The organism is Pseudomonas sp. FP1740, assembly GCF_030687165.1.
Taxonomy (GTDB): Bacteria; Pseudomonadota; Gammaproteobacteria; order Pseudomonadales; family Pseudomonadaceae; genus Aquipseudomonas.
In genome coordinates, this window is sequence record NZ_CP117461.1 from 1,752,385 (window position 1) to 1,769,077 (window position 16,693).

A 16,693-nucleotide genomic window follows, 5' to 3' on the forward strand; every position below is an offset into this window, starting at 1 on the left:
AATCATGAACCTGACTGAACCCCGCGAGCTGGCGCCACTGCTTGAAGCCTTTCTGTTGGCCTCGGGAAAACCGCAATCGCTTGAGCGCCTGTTCGAACTCTTCGAAGAAGGCGAGCGGCCCGAACCAGCGGTTTTCAAGAAAGCACTGACGATTCTGGGCAAATCCTGCGATGGCCGAGCCTTCGAGTTGAAGGAAGTCGCCTCCGGGTATCGCCTGCAGATCCGCGAAAAGTTCGCGCCGTGGGTCGGGCGCTTGTGGGAAGAACGGCCGCAGCGTTACTCGCGCGCCATGCTCGAAACCATGGCCCTGATCGCCTATCGCCAACCGATCACCCGGGGCGAGATCGAAGACGTGCGCGGCGTGGCGGTCAACAGCCACATCGTCAAAACCCTGCTGGAGCGTGAGTGGATCCGCATCGTCGGTTACCGCGACGTGCCCGGCAAACCGGCAATGTTCGCCACCACCAAGGCGTTTCTCGATCACTTCAACCTGAAGAACCTCGACGACCTGCCGCCACTGGCCGAGCTGCGCGAGCTGGAACCCGAGCCGATGCTCGAGTTCGACGACGCACCCGTGCCGGCCGGGCTGCAAGAATTGGCAGATGCCAGCGCCGAGCCGGAAGAGCCCAAGGAAGAAACCAGCTTCCACACGCTATTGCTGGAGCTGGACACGATGGAGGAGGGGCTCAAGACCGATTTCGACGATTTGTTGCGCGATGGCGAGTTGACCGAGACTGAAGAGGTATTGGAGCAGCCGGAGCCGGAGGCGGAAGTCGAGGTAGAGCTTCAGGTTGAGGCCGAAGCTGCTGACGAAGAAGAGCAGGAACCAGAGCCAGAGGATGACATTCTTGGCGTTGCCGAGGCTCGCGAGAAACTGCTGGCCGCGGTTGCCGCGCTTGAACAACCCAAGCCCGAACCTGAACTGAGCGACGAAGAAGCCGAAGCCCGTGCCCTGGCCGAAGCGATCGAGGCCGAACGCCGCCAGTTCGAGGATTGAGGTCCGCCAAAAGATCGCAGCCACCACCGGCCGGCGGAAAAGCCAATAACCGACGGTCGATCAGCTAGTCTCTGATGCGCGAACGCTTCCATGAGCGTATGATTCGCGACCCTTTGACGATCCCTTCGTCAAACGACCAGATTTCACATCTTCAGGCCAAGGCCTGAACTTGATCACACCGGGAGGTGCCCAGATGAGTATCAACGACCAGAAAGACGACCAGGAAATCGGCCCAGCAGGCGAAAAACTGCAGAAAGTCCTCGCCCGTATCGGCGTCGGCTCGCGCCGTGACGTAGAAGCCTGGATCAGCCACGGCCGCATCAAGGTCAATGGCAAAGACGCCACTCTTGGCCTGCGCGTCGACCTGCATGACGCCATTACCATCGATGGCAAGGTGATCAAGCGCGAAGAAGCTGCCGAGTCGGTACGCCGCGTGATCATGTACAACAAGCCCGACGGTGAAATCTGCACCCGTGACGACCCGGAAGGCCGTCCGACCGTGTTCGACAAGATGCCGCGCCCGAAAGAAGGTCGCTGGATCAACATCGGTCGCCTGGACATCAACACCACAGGTCTGCTGATGTTCACCACCGACGGTGAGCTGGCCAACCGCCTGATGCACCCTTCCTACGAAATGGACCGTGAATACGCCGTCCGTGTACGTGGTGAAGTCGACGACGAGATGATCGAGCGTCTGAAGGCAGGCGTGGTGCTCGAAGACGGCCCGGCCAAATTCACCGACATCAAGCAGGCACCAGGTGGCGAAGGTTTCAACCACTGGTACCACTGCGTGGTGATGGAAGGTCGTAACCGCGAAGTTCGTCGTCTGTGGGAATCCCAGGGCCTGGTGGTCAGCCGTCTGAAGCGCGTGCGTTTCGGTCCGGTGTTCCTCAACTCCGACCTGCCGATGGGTCGCTGGCGCGAAATGAGCCAGCAGGAAGTCGACATTCTGAGTGCTGAAGTCGGCCTGACGCCGGTGGCGATGCCGCAAATGAACGCCAAGAGCAAAGACAAGCTCGAGCGTATGCAGCGCAAATCGTCCCGCCCGGTGGGCAAGACCGAACGCGTACGGACCCTGCGTCCAGCCACTGGCGCTCCAGCTGCCGGCCCGCGTCCATCTCGCGAGCCGCAGATCGAAGGCGAGCGCCCGGCCCGCAAGCCAGCGCCACGCCAGGACGGCGAGCGCGGTCCACGCACGCCGCGTCCGGCCAACGGTCGTACTGAGCGTGGCGAAGGCCGCGGCGCTCCGTCCGGTGGTCGTAGCGATCGCGGTGCGCCTGCCGGCCGTGGTACGCCGGTGGCAGACCGCCCGGCCGACACCAAGCGCCCGGCCAAGCCGGCGCCGAAGAAACGCCCAGGCATCGTGCTGGTCGACAAGGACGCGCCATCGGGCAAGCGCCGCGGCGCACCCGCCGGCTCCGGCCAGCGTCCGGGCTTCGGTCGTCGCAAGCCTGAGTAATCGGTAAGCGCAGCGTAAAAACGCCATCCCTCGGGATGGCGTTTTTTTGTGTCTGGCAGAACCGGTTTTCAGCAGGTGCGGTTGTTTGATCGTTCCCACGCAGAGCGTGGGAACGATCAGCGCGTCATCTGTATCGCCGAAAGCCTTGGGTTAAAACACAAACCGCCGATCAAACACCGGCTCGTCATCCAGCGCCAACACGCCGCCAGAGAAGATCAGGTCCAGATGATGGCTGCCCTTGGCGCCTTCGCCCAACCCCAAGTGCAGCCCGCAATGACGTTCCTCGAACCCGGCATTGCGCGCATACAACTCTTTCACACCTTCGTTGGTGCCGATCCCCAACTCCTCGATGCGTCGATTGGACGGATTGGCGTCCAGGTACTTGTTGAAGTCATGTTCCAGCCCCGGCACGTCGGTGGCGATTTTGCTGATGGTCGAGTTCTCGATCCACAACTCCAGCGGTGACGCGAGTACGCCGTACTTGCGGGCAAACGGAATCGTGCTGAGGAACGTCCCCATGAACTTCACTCGGCCATTTATCGCCTCGCTATGGGTGGCAATCTCGCCGGGCGCCAGATCGAAGTTGCCGACACCGTTGATGTCGGTCCACTTCTTGATACTGCTCAACGGTGTTTCGAACCACGAGCCATGATCATCTTTGAAACTTAAAGTGGTGGCTTGGGACATGCGCTGGATCAAATGGCTGTTCAGCCCGGCAATCCGCTGCGGCGTGACACTGAACGTGTCGTAGAAGTAATCGCCGTAATCCTTGAACAGCAGCGACTTCTTCCAGTTTTCCGCCATCACGCCTTGCAACGCGCGGACAAAGTCCGGGCCGTCGGGACGCGGGTTGGGCAGGGTGGAAGAGTCGTAGAAGAAGATGTACAGATCGCTGTCGACAATCGCCTTGGCCCGCAATTCGGTGGGCTCGAGGTCCAGACGCATCGCGCTGAAGCTGAACCTTGGGCTGTTGCCGGCCTGTTCGGCGATGGCGCCGGTCAGCGCCTCGTAATCAGCGGTATGGCCGAGCAAGACCTTCGCCGGGTTGATGCCGGCAACGGCTGGGTGATGTTCGAGGTAGTAAAGGAAATGCGAGATGGCACGCTGCTTATCCATGGAGTCCTCCCTGACAAACCTGGTAAGTGGCGGGCACGACCGGCCGGATCATGCCCGCCGGGATGTCTTACAGAGGCCACATCGCCGTGCCGAACGGAACAACCGCGTCGGCTTGCATCATTTCAACGGCGGCTTCATGGGGCGGTGCTTCAAACCAATCGTCGAGTTGCAGTTCAGTGTCCAAGTCTTTGTCCAGTGCTTGCATGGTGAATCTCCTAGATGACTTTTACGGTAAGAACAGCTTCGGTAAAAACAGTGGCGCGTTTTTCATTCATTGAAGAGCGCGTCAACTTGCCGGTCGATGCGGCTCGGCAAGTCGCTGAAAACCTACTTCACAGGTTTTTGAATTGCAAAAAAATAATTAAACAATTTTCATTTGAACTAATTATTCCATTTTAAAAAAAGCAAATTTCCTAATAAAAAACAGAAAACTAAGTCAGAAAACTCCTTAGGAAGCTTCCTATCGTCAATTTACAGTCGACGGTTCTCTGGATCTGATTTGGAAAGCATGCGTTACGCGCTGTAAATAAATCCTTACGAAAAGCGTGCTCAAACCCCATGGAATGCCGCTGTGGAAAGGGCTGTAAGGAAAACCTGCCGTCCGCCGCCACGATGGCGCTGTTCAAGGGCTCTGGCGCGCTTGTCTCAGCCTCGATTGAAAGGTGAGATGCGCCCCATGCCTGTCGTGCAGGTGCATAACAAGAAGGAGGCGCAATGAACGCCGTGACTCATCTCCATCTCTCTCCGTGGGGCGATTTTTCCGCTGCCCCCGTCGAAGACCTGCAAAGGTCTGACTCAATTTTTGCAGCCGCCCGAGACCTTCGAGGCGGACACAGGCAATCCCGGCAACCGACGCGCTGATCCAGCGGTGTCTGGCAGCAGGGGGTTAGCGGTGTACAATGCGCCGCGTTTTAACTGTGACCCTCTGCGCAACAGCGCAAACCTCAAGGCTATCCGCCTTGTTCACTCCGCCGCGTCACGAGCGTGTCGGGTTCGATTTCGTCACAGATAAAAACAAACAGGTGACGCATGACTGTCGTAAAAACGCTGAACTCCTGGTGCCTGCGCTGGGGTTTGATCGGCGCTGCTTGAAATCGCAACCTTGCAGCAACGTCTACTGAACATCATCAAACCTTGCGTGAGACCCTTTTCATGAGTGGACAAAACTCGCATTCAGGCGAGCTTAAACGCGGCCTGAAAAATCGCCATATTCAACTGATCGCCCTCGGCGGCGCGATCGGTACCGGGTTGTTCCTCGGCTCGGCCGGCGTGCTCAAATCCGCCGGCCCGTCGATGATTCTCGGCTACGCCATTTGCGGCTTCATCGCCTTCATGATCATGCGCCAGCTGGGCGAAATGATCGTCGAAGAGCCGGTGGCCGGTTCCTTCAGCCACTTCGCGCATAAATACTGGGGTGGTTTTGCCGGTTTCCTGTCGGGCTGGAACTGCTGGATTCTGTACATCCTGGTGGGCATGTCGGAGCTGACCGCGGTCGGCAAATACATCCACTACTGGGCGCCGGATATCCCGACCTGGGTCTCCGCTGCTGCGTTCTTCGTGCTGATCAACGCGATCAACCTGGCCAACGTCAAAGTCTTCGGTGAGGCCGAGTTCTGGTTCGCGATCATCAAGGTCGTGGCGATCGTCGGTATGATTGCCCTGGGCAGCTATTTGCTGGTCAGCGGTAACGGCGGCCCGCAAGCCTCGGTAACCAACCTGTGGTCCCACGGTGGCTTCTTCCCGAACGGTGTCAGCGGTCTGGTGATGGCCATGGCGATCATCATGTTTTCCTTCGGTGGCCTGGAAATGCTCGGTTTCACCGCCGCTGAAGCCGACAAGCCGAAAACCGTGATCCCGAAAGCCATCAACCAGGTGATCTACCGGATCCTGATTTTCTACATCGGTGCGCTGGTGGTCCTGTTGTCGCTGACCCCTTGGGACAGCCTGCTGACGACACTGAATGCGTCTGGCGATGCCTATAGCGGCAGCCCGTTCGTGCAGGTGTTCTCGATGCTCGGCAGCAACACCGCCGCGCATATCCTCAACTTCGTGGTCCTGACCGCGGCGCTGTCGGTGTACAACAGCGGTACTTACTGCAACAGCCGCATGCTGCTGGGCATGGCCGAGCAGGGCGATGCGCCGAAAGCCTTGTCGAAGATCGACAAGCGTGGCGTGCCGGTACGTTCGATCCTGGCGTCGGCCGCTGTGACGTTGATCGCGGTGTTGCTGAACTACCTGATCCCGCAAAACGCGCTGGAACTGTTGATGTCGTTGGTGGTTGCGACCCTGGTGATCAACTGGGCGATGATCAGCTTCTCGCACTTCAAGTTCCGCCAGCACATGAACAAGACCCGGCAGACGCCGCTGTTCAAGGCCCTGTGGTACCCGTACGGCAACTACATCTGCCTGGCGTTCGTGGTGTTCATCCTCGGCGTGATGCTGCTGATCCCGGGCATCCAGGTCTCGGTGTATGCGATTCCGGTGTGGGTCGCGTTCATGTGGATCTGCTACGGCATCAAAAACAAGCGCAGCGCCCAGCAGGCGTTGCAGGTTGCGGTGAAATAACGCAACGCGCAGAAACGATAAACCCGGCCAAAGTGCCGGGTTTTTTGTGGAGGATGCGAAAGCCGGGGTATTCTGGCGGTCCTGATACCGGACCTTTTTCCATGCTGGTGATTTCCAACAACGTGCATCTGCCGGATGCCGAGATCGAGTTGACGGCCATTCGCGCCCAGGGCGCCGGTGGGCAGAACGTCAACAAGGTCTCCAGTGCGGTGCACCTGCGCTTCGATATTCCGGCTTCGTCCCTGCCCGAGTTTTACAAGGAACGGCTGCTGGCGTTGCGCGACAGTCGCATCACCAGCGAAGGGGTGTTGATCATCAAGGCCCAGCAATACCGCACGCAGGAGCAGAACCGCGCCGATGCGCTGGAGCGTCTGACCGAGTTGATCCTCAGCGCTACCAAAGTGGAAAAGAAACGCCGTCCGACCAAGCCGACGCTGGGCTCGAAAAAGCGTCGGCTCGAATCCAAGACCAAGCGCGGCAGCATCAAGGCCGGGCGTGGCAAGGTGGATTTCTAGCGGGCTTCACGCTCTTCCCGATACTTGGGCGCCTGTCGGTACAAGTAAACGCTCAACATCAATCCGCTCAAAGCGGCGAGGGCGGCGAACAGGAAGATCGAGGCAAAGCCGAATCCTGCAGCAATCGCACCCGCCAGCGGTCCGGTAATCCCCAGTGACAAATCGATAAACAGCGAATAGGCCCCAACTGCTGCGCCACGGCTGGAGGCCGGCACCAGATTGACCGCTTCCACGCCCAAGGCCGGGAACACCAGCGAAAAGCCGAAACCGCTCAGCGCCGCACCGGCCAGTGCCCAATGAGCATCTGGCGCCAGCCACAGCAGCAACAGCCCGAGGGTTTCCACCGAGAGGCAGGCAATCGCCACGCGAAAGCCGCCGAGGCGGTTGATCAGGTTGCCGAACAGTAGTCGCGCGCCAATGAAACTGGCACCGAACAAACTCAGGGACAGCACCGCGTTGGACCAATGCTGAGTGGCGTAATACAGGGTGATGAAGGTCGCGATGGTGCCAAAGCCGATGGAACCCAGTGCCAGGCCGCAGCCATGAGGGAACACCCGTCCCAGCACATGCATGAACGGCAAACGCTCACCGGCGACAATCGGTGCCGCGGTTTTCGGCCAGGCCAGCGCCACGCCCAGCACGGCCAGCAGCATGATGCTCACGCCCATGCTCCACAAACCCAATTGACTCACCAGCAGTACCCCCAGTGGTGCGCCGACCGCCAACGCGCCGTAACTGGCAATGCCGTTCCAGGAGATGACCTTGGCGGTGTTCGCCGCGCCGACCCGGCCGATGCCCCAGCCGATCGACCCGGAGCCGACCAGGCTTTCCGCGCTGCCGAGTATCAGGCGGCCAATCAACAGGCTGATCAAACTCAGTATCGGCAGGCTCTGCGTCCAGGCCGAAATCAGCATGAACACCCCGCTCAAACCACAGCCGGCGAGACCATACATCACCGCCAGTTTGCTGCCCTTGTTATCGATGATGCGCCCGGCGTAAGGGCGGCTGAGGAGGGTGGCCAGGTATTGCACGCTGATCACCAGCCCGGCGATCACCGCGCCGAAGCCGAGGTCGCTGTGGACGTAGCCCGGCAATACGGCCAGGGGAATACCGATATTGAGGTAACCGATGAAAGTGAACAGGACGATGGAAACGACTTGCAGCGTGACCGCCAGGGGGCGCTGGGTTTCAGACATGGGTAAAAGGTCCACGGGGCAGCATGATAGATAGGCTGCTTATGATAGCGGCGTGGACGGTCGCAGGGCGTGAAAAAGTAAAACTAATTGCCGAACGGGATGAATCAGGATTTTGCGGGGGCGACCAGTTGCGTCGTGACCAGGGCGGCCAGGGCATTTTCTTCGCTGCCGAAGCGGGCCAGCAGGGCGGCTTGTTTCTCGGGGGAAAGGCGATTCCAGATGTCGATCATCTTCTCGGCGGTGCCGATCAGGACGCTGGCCTGGGCTTCAGTGAAATCATCGCTCATGGTGCGGGCTCGCGGTTCAGGCAGTGTGGAAAGCGCATGTTAGCGCTTTCCACACGGTCTGGCATTGCAGGTGTATCAGTCTTCTCTGTCGGCCTGGCGGCGTTCAGGCGCTTCTTTCGGCTCGGGCTGTTGGGCGCCGGCTTGTTGCGTGGTTGTCTGCTCAGTTTCGTGCAGGCTTGGGAAGGGGAGATTAGGGATCTCGTGCATGTTTCGCGCTCCTCGCTAAGTCTGTTGATAGATCTGGTAGATCCGCGCTTTTAAAAAAGCCTGGGCAGGATACAGCAGGAAAAATGACAAATAGATTTTATATCCAATTGTTACGACGGATGGGATTGTCTAGACAAGTCAATGGGATAGGCTCAATTGATCGTTCCCACGCTTTGCGTGGGAACGCAGCCCGGGACGCTCCGCGTCCCAACAGCGGACGCAGAGCGTCCAATGAGGCATTCCCACGCGGAGCGTGGGAACGATCGGTGGGAGGGGTTACTTGCAGACGTCAGCGATGGCCTCGGCCAGCAGGTCCAGGCGTGTCGCATCGATCCCCGCCACGTTCGCCCGGCCTGAGCTGACCATGTACACACTGTGATGTTCGCGCAGTTGCTTGACCTGCTCCGGCGACAAACCGGTGTAGGAAAACATCCCGCGTTGCACGCCAATGTGCGCAAACCGCTCGCGCAAGCCGTGGGGTTCAAGCGCTTCGATCAGGCCACTGCGCAGCTGGGCGATGCGCAAACGCATGGCTTCCACTTCGTCGGCCCAGCGGCTTTTCAGCTCTGGATCGCCAAGGATGGTCGCGACGACGGCGGCGCCGTGATCCGGCGGTGTCGACCACAGGTTGCGGGCGATGTTGGCCAGTTGGCTGCGGATGTCCACCAGCTTGTCGGCGGTTTGCGCGCAGACAATCAGCGCGCCGGTGCGGTCGCGGTACAGGCCGAAGTTCTTCGAGCAGGAACTGGTGATCAGCACTTCCGGCAACTCGGCGGCGAACAGCCGGGTCGACCAGGCATCTTGCTCCAGGCCGTCGCCGAAGCCCTGATAGGCGAAGTCGATCAGAGGCAGCAAGTCGCGACTACGCACTACGTCCAGCACCCGGCGCCAATCGTCATGGGACAGGTCGAAACCGGTCGGGTTGTGGCAGCAGGCGTGCAGCAGCACCACATCGCCCTTCGGTGCTTGATTGAGCACTTCGAGCATCGCTTCGACGTCGAGACGGTTATCGCTGCCCACGTACGGGTAGTGACTGACCTTGACCCCGGCCGTCGCGAAAATCGTTTCGTGGATCGGCCAGGTCGGGCTGCTCAGCCACACGCCACGGCCCGGCAGGCATTGGGCGATGAAGTCGGCGCTCAAGCGCAGCGCACCGGTGCCGCCCGGAGTTTGGGTGGCGCCGGCCCGTTGTTCGGCGATCAGCGCCGAATCAGCACCCAGCACAAGCTCGTTGATGACTTTGCCGAACGCCGCATCGCCGTGGCCGCCGATGTAAGTCTTGGTGGCCTGGCGATCCACCAGGCGCTGCTCGGCAAGCTTCACCGCTTCAAGGATCGGCGTCAGGCCCTGGGCGTCTTTGTAGACCCCCACGCCAAGGTCGAACTTGCGCGGATTGGGGTCCTGCGCATAGGCCTCCATCAGGCCGAGAATCGGGTCGCCGGGTACTCGGCCGATGGCGTCGAAATGCATTATTTGCGGCCCTCGGCGTCTTTGGCCACTTCGTCAGTGCGCGCGGCCATGATGAAGTCGTTGCGGTGCAGGCCCTTGATGGAGTGGCTCCACCAGGTCACGGTGACTTTGCCCCACTCGGTCAGCAGGCCCGGGTGGTGACCTTCGGCCTCGGAGATTTCGCCAACGGCGTTGGTGAACGCCAGCGCGTGCTTGAAGTTCTTGAACAGGAAAACTTTTTCCAACTGCATCACACCGTCGCGCACTTCGATGTTCCAGTCAGGGATCTGCTTGATCAGGATCGGCAATTCTTCGTCGCTGACCTGAGGGGCATCGGCGCGGCAGGCTTCGCAATGGGCTTGGTTCAATGTGGACATGATGTGTTCCTGAAATCGAGTGTTTTGAAAAACGGTCGTCAGTGGGACCACGCTAAAGCAAAGCGGCGATCCGTAACAGACTCACTTGATGCCAAAAGGCGCGGGTCACGCAGCTTTTGGCGGAAATTTCGGTGCGTGCAACCCCAGCTGCATACCTTGCTTGACCATGCCCATGATGTCTTCGTGGGCCAGATCGAACAGGCGCTTGAGGTTCGGCAAGACAAAGTACAGCGGTTGCAGAATGTCGATGCGATAAGGCGTACGCATGCATTCCAGTGGGTCGAAGGCCTGATGCTCAGGCGCGTCCGACAGGGCATAAACGGTTTCTTTCGGCGAGGACAGAATACCGCCGCCATAGATGCGCAAGCCCTGCGGCGTGTCGACCAGGCCGAACTCGATGGTCATCCAGTACAGGCGCGCCAGATACACGCGTTCTTCCTTGGAAGCCTGTAGGCCGAGTTTGCCGTAGGTGTGGGTGAATTCGGCGAACCAGGGGTTGGTCAGCAGCGGGCAGTGGCCGAAGATCTCGTGGAAAATGTCCGGCTCTTGCAGGTAATCCAGCTCTTCGCGGGTACGAATAAAGGTCGCTACCGGAAACTGCTTGTTCGCCAGCAATTCGAAAAAGGTCTGGAAGGGAATCAGCGCGGGCACCCGGGCAACTTGCCAGCCGGTGGTTTCACCGAGGACTTTGTTGATTTCGCCGAGTTGCGGAATGCGGTCGTGGGGCAGACCGAGTTTTTCGATACCGTCCAGGTATTCCTGGCACGCACGGCCCTCGACCACTTTCAGTTGGCGAGTGATCAGCGTGTTCCACACCGCGTGTTCTTCAGCGGGGTAGTCGATAAAACCTTGCGCATCGGGCTCGCGAGCCACGTATTGCGTCTGCTTCATGCTGCTCTCCTGCTAGGGGAATCGTTCTTGTTGTGTGTACAGCTATGGACCTAGAAATACCCCAAGGTGTTCGGTGTTGCAGCAGGTGAGCCGCGTCTTGCGTAGGAAAAATCCGCGTTATTCGTAAAGTATTCGTTACGTATTGGCTGCTGTGGCGCAAGTATTGATATTTACGGGTTTGAAATGGCCTGCGGGTGTCACATAATCTTGACGACTAACTTGGTGCTCGCGCAGAAAATTCCTTGCGCCGGGCCTCGATCACCGCTGTTACGAGCCTTTATATGCGTATCAAAGTCCACTGCCAGAACCGCATCGGTATCCTGCGCGACATTCTCAACCTGTTGGTCGAGTACGGGATCAACGTCGCTCGCGGCGAGGTGGGTGGTGAGCATGGCAATGCGATCTATCTGCACTGCCCGAACCTGATCAACATTCAGTTCCAGGCGTTGCGACCGAAGTTCGAGGCGATTGGTGGGGTATTCGGCGTCAAGCGTGTAGGGCTGATGCCCAGCGAGCGTCGGCACATGGAGCTCAATGCGTTGCTCGGTGCCCTGGAGTTTCCGGTGCTGTCGATCGACATGGGCGGTTCCATCGTCGCGGCCAACCGTGCGGCGGCGCAGTTGCTTGGGGTGCGGGTGGATGAGGTGCCGGGGATTCCGTTGTCGCGGTATGCCGAAGACTTCGACTTGCCGGAACTGGTGCGCGCCAACAAGTCGCGGATCAACGGCTTGCGGGTGAAGGTCAAGGGTGACGTGTTTCTCGCCGACATCGCGCCGCTGCAATCGGAGCACGACGAAAGCGAGGCCATGGCCGGTGCGGTGTTGACGCTGCACCGGGCGGACCGGGTGGGCGAGCGCATCTATAACGTGCGCAAACAGGAGTTGCGCGGCTTCGACAGCATTTTCCAAAGCTCGAAAGTGATGGCGGCGGTGGTTCGCGAAGCGCGGCGCATGGCACCACTGGATGCGCCGCTATTGATCGAAGGCGAAACCGGCACCGGCAAAGAGTTGTTGGCGCGGGCCTGTCACCTGGCGAGCCCGCGTGGGCAATCGCCGCTGATGGCGCTCAACTGCGCCGGCCTGCCAGAGTCCATGGCCGAGACCGAGTTGTTCGGCTACGGCCCCGGCGCCTTCGAAGGGGCGCGGGCCGAAGGCAAGCTCGGGCTCCTGGAGCTGACGGCGGGCGGTACGTTGTTTCTCGATGGCGTCGGCGAAATGAGCCCGCGCTTGCAGGTGAAATTGCTGCGCTTTTTGCAGGACGGTTGCTTCCGTCGTGTCGGCAGCGATGAAGAGGTCTATCTGGATGTGCGGGTGATCTGCGCGACTCAGGTGGACTTGTCCGAGCTGTGTGCTCGCGGTGAATTTCGCCAGGACTTGTACCACCGCTTGAACGTGCTCTCGCTGCACATCCCGCCACTGCGCGAATGCCTCGACGGACTGGCGCCGCTGGTGGAGCACTTCCTCGATCAGGCCAGTCGACAGATCGGTTGCCCACTGCCGAAACTGGCGCCGGCGGCGATGGAACGGCTCAGTCACTATCACTGGCCGGGTAACGTGCGGCAGTTGGAAAACGTGCTGTTTCAGGCGGTTTCCCTGTGCGAGGGCGGCACGGTCAAAGCCGAGCACATTCGCCTGCCGGACTACGGCGTGCGTCAGCCGCTTGGCGATTTTTCCCTTGAGGGCGGGCTGGACGAGATTGTCGGGCGCTTCGAGAAGGCGGTGTTGGAGCGCTTGTATTCCGAGTATCCGAGCAGTCGGCAACTAGGCAAGCGGCTGGGGGTTTCCCATACCACCATTGCCAATAAGTTGCGCGAGTATGAGGTCGGCAAAGAGCCCGGCTAAGCGGCTTTTGTGGCGAGGGAGCTTGCTCCCGCTCGGGCGCGAAGCGGCCGCAAAACCTACCTGCGCGATCTGCCTGCAATAATTCGGTTGTCATTTTTGAGGCTGCTGCGCAGCCCAGCGGGAGCAAGCTCCCTCGCCACAGGGGAACGATCAGCGTCCAGGCTGATCCTTGCCTCTTGGCGGCATGACACCGCCGGTTTTTCGTCTTCGATACATTCCCCCAATCCCCTCTAAACCCCTCAAGTCCTTTGTTTGCCGGGCCCGGCGCCGCCAGAAAAAAGTTGGTCTGCAAATTGCTTATGGCTCAGCAGTACAGCGGTGGGCGGCAAACGTCCGGCATGCAGAGGAAAGAGTGTGGACAAGTACCTTTATGTGGCAATGACCGGCGCCAGCCAGAATGCACTGGCGCAGAAGGCTCATGCCAACAACCTGGCGAACATCTCTACCAATGGTTTTCAGAAGGACCTGGAGCAGGCCCGTTCGATGCCGGTGTTTGGTGACAGCTTTCCGGCGCGTGCGTTTGCCATGAGCGAACGTCCGGCCACCGACTTCTCCCCGGGCGCCCTGGTGGAAACCGGTCGTGATCTCGATGTCGCGGTGCAAGGCAACGGCTGGATCGCCGTGCAGAACCCCGATGGCGGTGAGAGCTACGTGCGCACCGGCAGTCTGAACGTTGATGCGCTGGGCGTGCTGCGCGCCGGCAACGGCATGCCGGTGATGGGCAATGGCGGGCCGATTGCCGTGCCGCCCGAGCAGCAGATCGAAGTTGGCGAAGACGGCACCGTCAGCATCCGTGCGATGGGTGAAGGCCCGCGGGTGATGGCCGAAGTCGACCGCATCAAACTGGTCAACCCGGACTTCAAGAACATGACCAAAGGCCTGGACGGTTCGATCCACACCAAGGACGGCAAGCCGGCGCAAGCCGATGCCAACGTCAAACTGGTGTCCGGATTCCTCGAGTCGAGCAACGTCAACGCCGTGGAAGAAATGACTTCGGTGCTGGCGCTGGCCAAGCAGTTCGAGCTGCACATCAAGATGATGAACACCGCCAAAGACGATGACCAGGCCATGGCTCGGGTCTTGCAGATCAGCTAATTATCAGAACGTCGCGCCGTAAAACAGGCGCACGAGGAGAATCGAATGCTTCCGGCTCTATGGGTTGCCAAAACAGGTCTGTCCGCCCAGGACACCAACCTCACCACCATTTCCAACAACCTGGCGAACGTATCGACCACGGGTTTCAAGCGTGACCGCGCCGAGTTCCAGGACTTGCTGTATCAGATCAAACGCCAGCCAGGCGCCCAGTCGACCCAGGACAGCGAATTGCCGTCGGGTCTGCAAGTGGGTACCGGTGTGCGCATCGTCGGCACCCAGAAAAACTTTACCGCCGGTAGCCTGCAAACCACCGAGCAGCCACTGGACATGGCCATCGACGGTCGTGGTTTCTTTCAGATTCTGCAGCCCGATGGCACCACGTCCTACACCCGTGACGGTACCTTCCACCTGGACTCCAACGGCCAGATCGTCAACGCCAGCGGCTTCGCCCTGGAGCCGGCCATTGTCATTCCGAACAACGCCCAGACGTTCACCGTTGGTCGTGACGGCACCGTGTCCATCACCATTGCCGGCAACCCCACCTCCCAGGTGATCGGCAACCTGCAAACCGCCGACTTCATCAACCCGGCCGGCCTGCAAGCGGTGGGTAACAACCTGTTCCTGGAAACCGCTGCCAGTGGTGCGCCGCAAGTCGGCACCCCGGGCCTGGCCGGTTTCGGCACCACGCTGCAGAACACTCTGGAAACGTCCAACGTCAGTACCGTTGAAGAGATGGTCAACATGATCACCACTCAGCGCGCCTACGAGATGAACTCCAAGGTGATCTCCACCGCCGACCAGATGCTCTCGTTCGTAACGCAGAATCTGTAATCAAGTCTATGAGGCGGCCATGAGGTCGCCTGCAATACCGTGAGGTAGGGTCATGAATCGCTTTGTATCTGTTCTGGCACTGAGTGGGGTCGTCGTGCTCGCGGGTTGCGTTGCCCCGCCGCCCAGGCCCAATGACCCTTACTACGCCCCGGTGTTGCCGCGCACGCCGCTGCCGGCTGCCGCCAATAACGGCTCGATCTACCAGGCCGGTTTCGAACAGAACCTGTACAGCGACCGCAAGGCATTCCGGGTCGGTGACATCATCACCATCACCCTGAACGAGCGCACCCAGGCGAGCAAGAACGCCAACTCGCAGATGGACAAGAACAGTGACAACAAGATCGGCCTGACCTCGTTGTTCGGCTCCAGTCTGACCACCAATAACCCGGTCGGTGGCAATGACCTGAGTCTGAACGCCGGCTATAGCGCCGACCGCTCGACGAAGGGCGACAGCAAGTCCGGCCAGAGCAACAGCCTGACCGGTTCGATCACCGTGACCGTTGCCGATGTGTTGCCCAACGGCATCATCGCCGTGCGCGGCGAGAAGTGGCTGACCCTCAACACCGGTGACGAACTGGTACGGATTGCCGGCCTCGTTCGTGCCGATGACATCGCCACCGATAACACCGTGTCGTCGACCCGCGTCGCCGATGCACGCATCACCTATTCGGGCACCGGTGCGTTTGCCGATGCGAGTCAGCCAGGCTGGTTCGACCGTTTCTTCCTCAGCCCGCTGTTCCCTTTCTAGGTGGCTATGTTGAATCTTAAACACCTGATGGTGGGCGCTCTTTTGCTGTGCGCAGCCTTCGATGCTCAAGCCGAACGGCTGAAGGACATCGCCAGTATTTCCGGCGTGCGTTCCAACCAATTGATCGGCTATGGCCTGGTGGTCGGGCTTAACGGCACCGGTGACCAGACGACCCAGACCCCGTTCACCCTGCAGACCTTCAACAACATGCTCTCGCAGTTCGGCATCAAGGTGCCGGCAGGTTCCGGCAACGTGCAATTGAAGAACGTTGCGGCCGTGTCGATCAGCGCCGATTTGCCAGCGTTCGCCAAGCCAGGTCAGCAGATAGACATCACCGTAGCGTCCATCGGTAACTCCAAGAGCCTGCGCGGCGGCACCTTGCTGTTGACGCCACTCAAAGGTATCGATGGCAACGTCTACGCCGTCGCTCAGGGCAACCTGGTGGTCGGAGGTTTCGATGCCGAAGGTCGTGACGGTTCGAAGATCACCGTCAACGTTCCGTCGGCCGGTCGTATCCCCGGCGGTGCGTCGGTCGAGCGTGCCGTGCCGAGCGGCTTCAATCAGGGCAACAGCCTGACCCTGAACCTCAACCGTTCGGACTTCACCACGGCCAAGCGCATCGTCGACAAGATCAACGACATGCTTGGCCCTGGCGTCGCTCAGGCCATCGATGGCGGCTCGATCCGCGTGACCGCGCCACTCGATCCGAGCCAGCGGGTCGACTATTTGTCGATCCTCGAAAACCTCGAAGTCGATCCGGGCCAGGCGGTGGCGAAAGTCATCATCAACTCGCGCACCGGCACCATCGTGATTGGCCAGAACGTCAAGGTTTCCCCGGCCGCCGTGACCCACGGCAGCCTGACCGTGACCATCACCGAAGACCCGATCGTCAGCCAGCCCGGCCCTCTGTCCAACGGGCAGACGGCGGTCGTGCCGCGTTCGCGGGTCAACGCTCAGCAAGAAGCCAAGCCGATGTTCAAGTTCGGCCCGGGCACCACCCTCGACGAGATCGTTCGTGCGGTGAACCAGGTCGGCGCAGCGCCGGGTGACTTGATGGCGATCCTCGAAGCGTTGAAACAGGCCGGCGCGTTGCAAGCCGACCTGATCGTGATCTGAGGA

Annotated in this window: 17 protein-coding genes; 9 read left to right on the forward strand and 8 right to left on the reverse strand. The window is 60.0% G+C overall.

Going from position 1 to position 16,693, the window contains the following annotated elements; all coding sequences use genetic code 11:
- Window positions 1-4 precede the first annotated feature (4 nt).
- Both scpB and rluB read left to right on the forward strand, forming a co-directional pair.
- Entirely contained in the window at window positions 5-997 is a 993-nt protein-coding gene (scpB, locus tag PSH69_RS07710) for an SMC-Scp complex subunit ScpB (protein ID WP_305411577.1), read from the forward strand.
- 193 nt (window positions 998-1,190) lie between these two features.
- On the forward strand, window positions 1,191-2,456 hold the full coding sequence (gene rluB / locus PSH69_RS07715; RefSeq protein ID WP_305411578.1) for a 23S rRNA pseudouridine(2605) synthase RluB: 1,266 nt from the start codon (window positions 1,191-1,193) through the stop codon (window positions 2,454-2,456).
- Between the two features lie 150 nt (window positions 2,457-2,606).
- Here rluB and PSH69_RS07720 read toward each other — a convergent pair whose 3' ends face one another.
- Together PSH69_RS07720 and PSH69_RS07725 are read right to left on the reverse strand one after the other, a co-directional pair.
- Window positions 2,607-3,572 carry a leucyl aminopeptidase gene (locus tag PSH69_RS07720; RefSeq protein ID WP_305411579.1) on the reverse strand — a complete coding sequence of 322 codons (966 nt, stop codon included), beginning with the start codon at window positions 3,570-3,572 and terminating at the stop codon, window positions 2,607-2,609.
- Between the two features lie 67 nt (window positions 3,573-3,639).
- A complete protein-coding gene (locus PSH69_RS07725; protein WP_305411580.1) occupies window positions 3,640-3,777 on the reverse strand; it encodes a hypothetical protein in 138 nt (45 codons plus the stop codon).
- Between the two features lie 947 nt (window positions 3,778-4,724).
- Here PSH69_RS07725 and PSH69_RS07730 point away from each other — a divergent pair.
- Window positions 4,725-6,137 (forward strand): amino acid permease, encoded by a 1,413-nt coding sequence (locus PSH69_RS07730; RefSeq protein WP_064619561.1) that lies wholly within the window; start codon window positions 4,725-4,727, stop codon window positions 6,135-6,137.
- A gap of 101 nt (window positions 6,138-6,238) precedes the next feature.
- On the forward strand, window positions 6,239-6,652 hold the full coding sequence (arfB, locus tag PSH69_RS07735; RefSeq protein WP_007938537.1) for an alternative ribosome rescue aminoacyl-tRNA hydrolase ArfB: 414 nt from the start codon (window positions 6,239-6,241) through the stop codon (window positions 6,650-6,652).
- On the opposite strand, the gene PSH69_RS07740 is transcribed toward arfB, so the two are convergent.
- The 6 genes from PSH69_RS07740 to phhA all read right to left on the reverse strand — a co-directional run bounded on the left by PSH69_RS07740 (window position 6,649) and on the right by phhA (window position 11,059).
- A complete protein-coding gene (locus PSH69_RS07740) occupies window positions 6,649-7,848 on the reverse strand; it encodes an MFS transporter (protein WP_019648074.1) in 1,200 nt (399 codons plus the stop codon). The genes arfB and PSH69_RS07740 overlap by 4 nt on opposite strands.
- A gap of 104 nt (window positions 7,849-7,952) precedes the next feature.
- Window positions 7,953-8,135, reverse strand: a complete 183-nt coding sequence (locus tag PSH69_RS07745; protein ID WP_019579540.1) for a hypothetical protein — start codon at window positions 8,133-8,135, stop codon at window positions 7,953-7,955.
- 75 nt (window positions 8,136-8,210) lie between these two features.
- Entirely contained in the window at window positions 8,211-8,342 is a 132-nt protein-coding gene (locus tag PSH69_RS07750; protein WP_007938543.1) for a hypothetical protein, read from the reverse strand.
- A gap of 276 nt (window positions 8,343-8,618) precedes the next feature.
- Window positions 8,619-9,812: an amino acid aminotransferase gene (locus PSH69_RS07755; protein WP_370695234.1), complete on the reverse strand. Its 1,194-nt coding sequence runs from the start codon at window positions 9,810-9,812 to the stop codon at window positions 8,619-8,621.
- Window positions 9,812-10,168 (reverse strand): 4a-hydroxytetrahydrobiopterin dehydratase, encoded by a 357-nt coding sequence (locus PSH69_RS07760; protein ID WP_018929944.1) that lies wholly within the window; start codon window positions 10,166-10,168, stop codon window positions 9,812-9,814. Before PSH69_RS07760 ends, PSH69_RS07755 begins: the two co-directional genes overlap by 1 nt.
- Window positions 10,169-10,273: 105 nt before the next feature.
- A complete protein-coding gene (phhA, locus tag PSH69_RS07765; protein ID WP_018929945.1) occupies window positions 10,274-11,059 on the reverse strand; it encodes a phenylalanine 4-monooxygenase in 786 nt (261 codons plus the stop codon).
- Window positions 11,060-11,340: 281 nt separating this feature from the next.
- Here phhA and PSH69_RS07770 point away from each other — a divergent pair, with 281 nt between their 5' ends.
- From PSH69_RS07770 to PSH69_RS07790, 5 genes are all read left to right on the forward strand, one after another.
- Window positions 11,341-12,900 (forward strand): sigma-54-dependent phenylalanine hydroxylase transcriptional regulator PhhR, encoded by a 1,560-nt coding sequence (locus tag PSH69_RS07770; protein ID WP_007938551.1) that lies wholly within the window; start codon window positions 11,341-11,343, stop codon window positions 12,898-12,900.
- Window positions 12,901-13,254: 354 nt separating this feature from the next.
- Entirely contained in the window at window positions 13,255-13,995 is a 741-nt protein-coding gene (locus PSH69_RS07775; protein WP_305411581.1) for a flagellar basal body rod protein FlgF, read from the forward strand.
- Window positions 13,996-14,040: 45 nt separating this feature from the next.
- Window positions 14,041-14,826: a flagellar basal-body rod protein FlgG gene (gene flgG / locus PSH69_RS07780; protein WP_305411582.1), complete on the forward strand. Its 786-nt coding sequence runs from the start codon at window positions 14,041-14,043 to the stop codon at window positions 14,824-14,826.
- Window positions 14,827-14,878: 52 nt separating this feature from the next.
- Window positions 14,879-15,574, forward strand: a complete 696-nt coding sequence (gene flgH / locus PSH69_RS07785; protein WP_105339878.1) for a flagellar basal body L-ring protein FlgH — start codon at window positions 14,879-14,881, stop codon at window positions 15,572-15,574.
- 6 nt (window positions 15,575-15,580) lie between these two features.
- On the forward strand, window positions 15,581-16,690 hold the full coding sequence (locus PSH69_RS07790) for a flagellar basal body P-ring protein FlgI (protein ID WP_305411583.1): 1,110 nt from the start codon (window positions 15,581-15,583) through the stop codon (window positions 16,688-16,690).
- Window positions 16,691-16,693 lie beyond the last annotated feature (3 nt).

Coding starts and splice junctions, on each gene's coding strand:
- scpB (WP_305411577.1), top strand. CDS start 5: ATGAACCTGACTGAACCCCGCGAGCTGGCGCCACTGCTTGAAGCCTTT.
- rluB (WP_305411578.1), top strand. CDS start 1,191: ATGAGTATCAACGACCAGAAAGACGACCAGGAAATCGGCCCAGCAGGC.
- PSH69_RS07720 (WP_305411579.1), bottom strand. CDS start 3,572: ATGGATAAGCAGCGTGCCATCTCGCATTTCCTTTACTACCTCGAACAT.
- PSH69_RS07725 (WP_305411580.1), bottom strand. CDS start 3,777: ATGCAAGCACTGGACAAAGACTTGGACACTGAACTGCAACTCGACGAT.
- PSH69_RS07730 (WP_064619561.1), top strand. CDS start 4,725: ATGAGTGGACAAAACTCGCATTCAGGCGAGCTTAAACGCGGCCTGAAA.
- arfB (WP_007938537.1), top strand. CDS start 6,239: ATGCTGGTGATTTCCAACAACGTGCATCTGCCGGATGCCGAGATCGAG.
- PSH69_RS07740 (WP_019648074.1), bottom strand. CDS start 7,848: ATGTCTGAAACCCAGCGCCCCCTGGCGGTCACGCTGCAAGTCGTTTCC.
- PSH69_RS07745 (WP_019579540.1), bottom strand. CDS start 8,135: ATGAGCGATGATTTCACTGAAGCCCAGGCCAGCGTCCTGATCGGCACC.
- PSH69_RS07750 (WP_007938543.1), bottom strand. CDS start 8,342: ATGCACGAGATCCCTAATCTCCCCTTCCCAAGCCTGCACGAAACTGAG.
- PSH69_RS07755 (WP_370695234.1), bottom strand. CDS start 9,812: ATGCATTTCGACGCCATCGGCCGAGTACCCGGCGACCCGATTCTCGGC.
- PSH69_RS07760 (WP_018929944.1), bottom strand. CDS start 10,168: ATGTCCACATTGAACCAAGCCCATTGCGAAGCCTGCCGCGCCGATGCC.
- phhA (WP_018929945.1), bottom strand. CDS start 11,059: ATGAAGCAGACGCAATACGTGGCTCGCGAGCCCGATGCGCAAGGTTTT.
- PSH69_RS07770 (WP_007938551.1), top strand. CDS start 11,341: ATGCGTATCAAAGTCCACTGCCAGAACCGCATCGGTATCCTGCGCGAC.
- flgG (WP_305411582.1), top strand. CDS start 14,041: ATGCTTCCGGCTCTATGGGTTGCCAAAACAGGTCTGTCCGCCCAGGAC.
- flgH (WP_105339878.1), top strand. CDS start 14,879: ATGAATCGCTTTGTATCTGTTCTGGCACTGAGTGGGGTCGTCGTGCTC.
- PSH69_RS07790 (WP_305411583.1), top strand. CDS start 15,581: ATGTTGAATCTTAAACACCTGATGGTGGGCGCTCTTTTGCTGTGCGCA.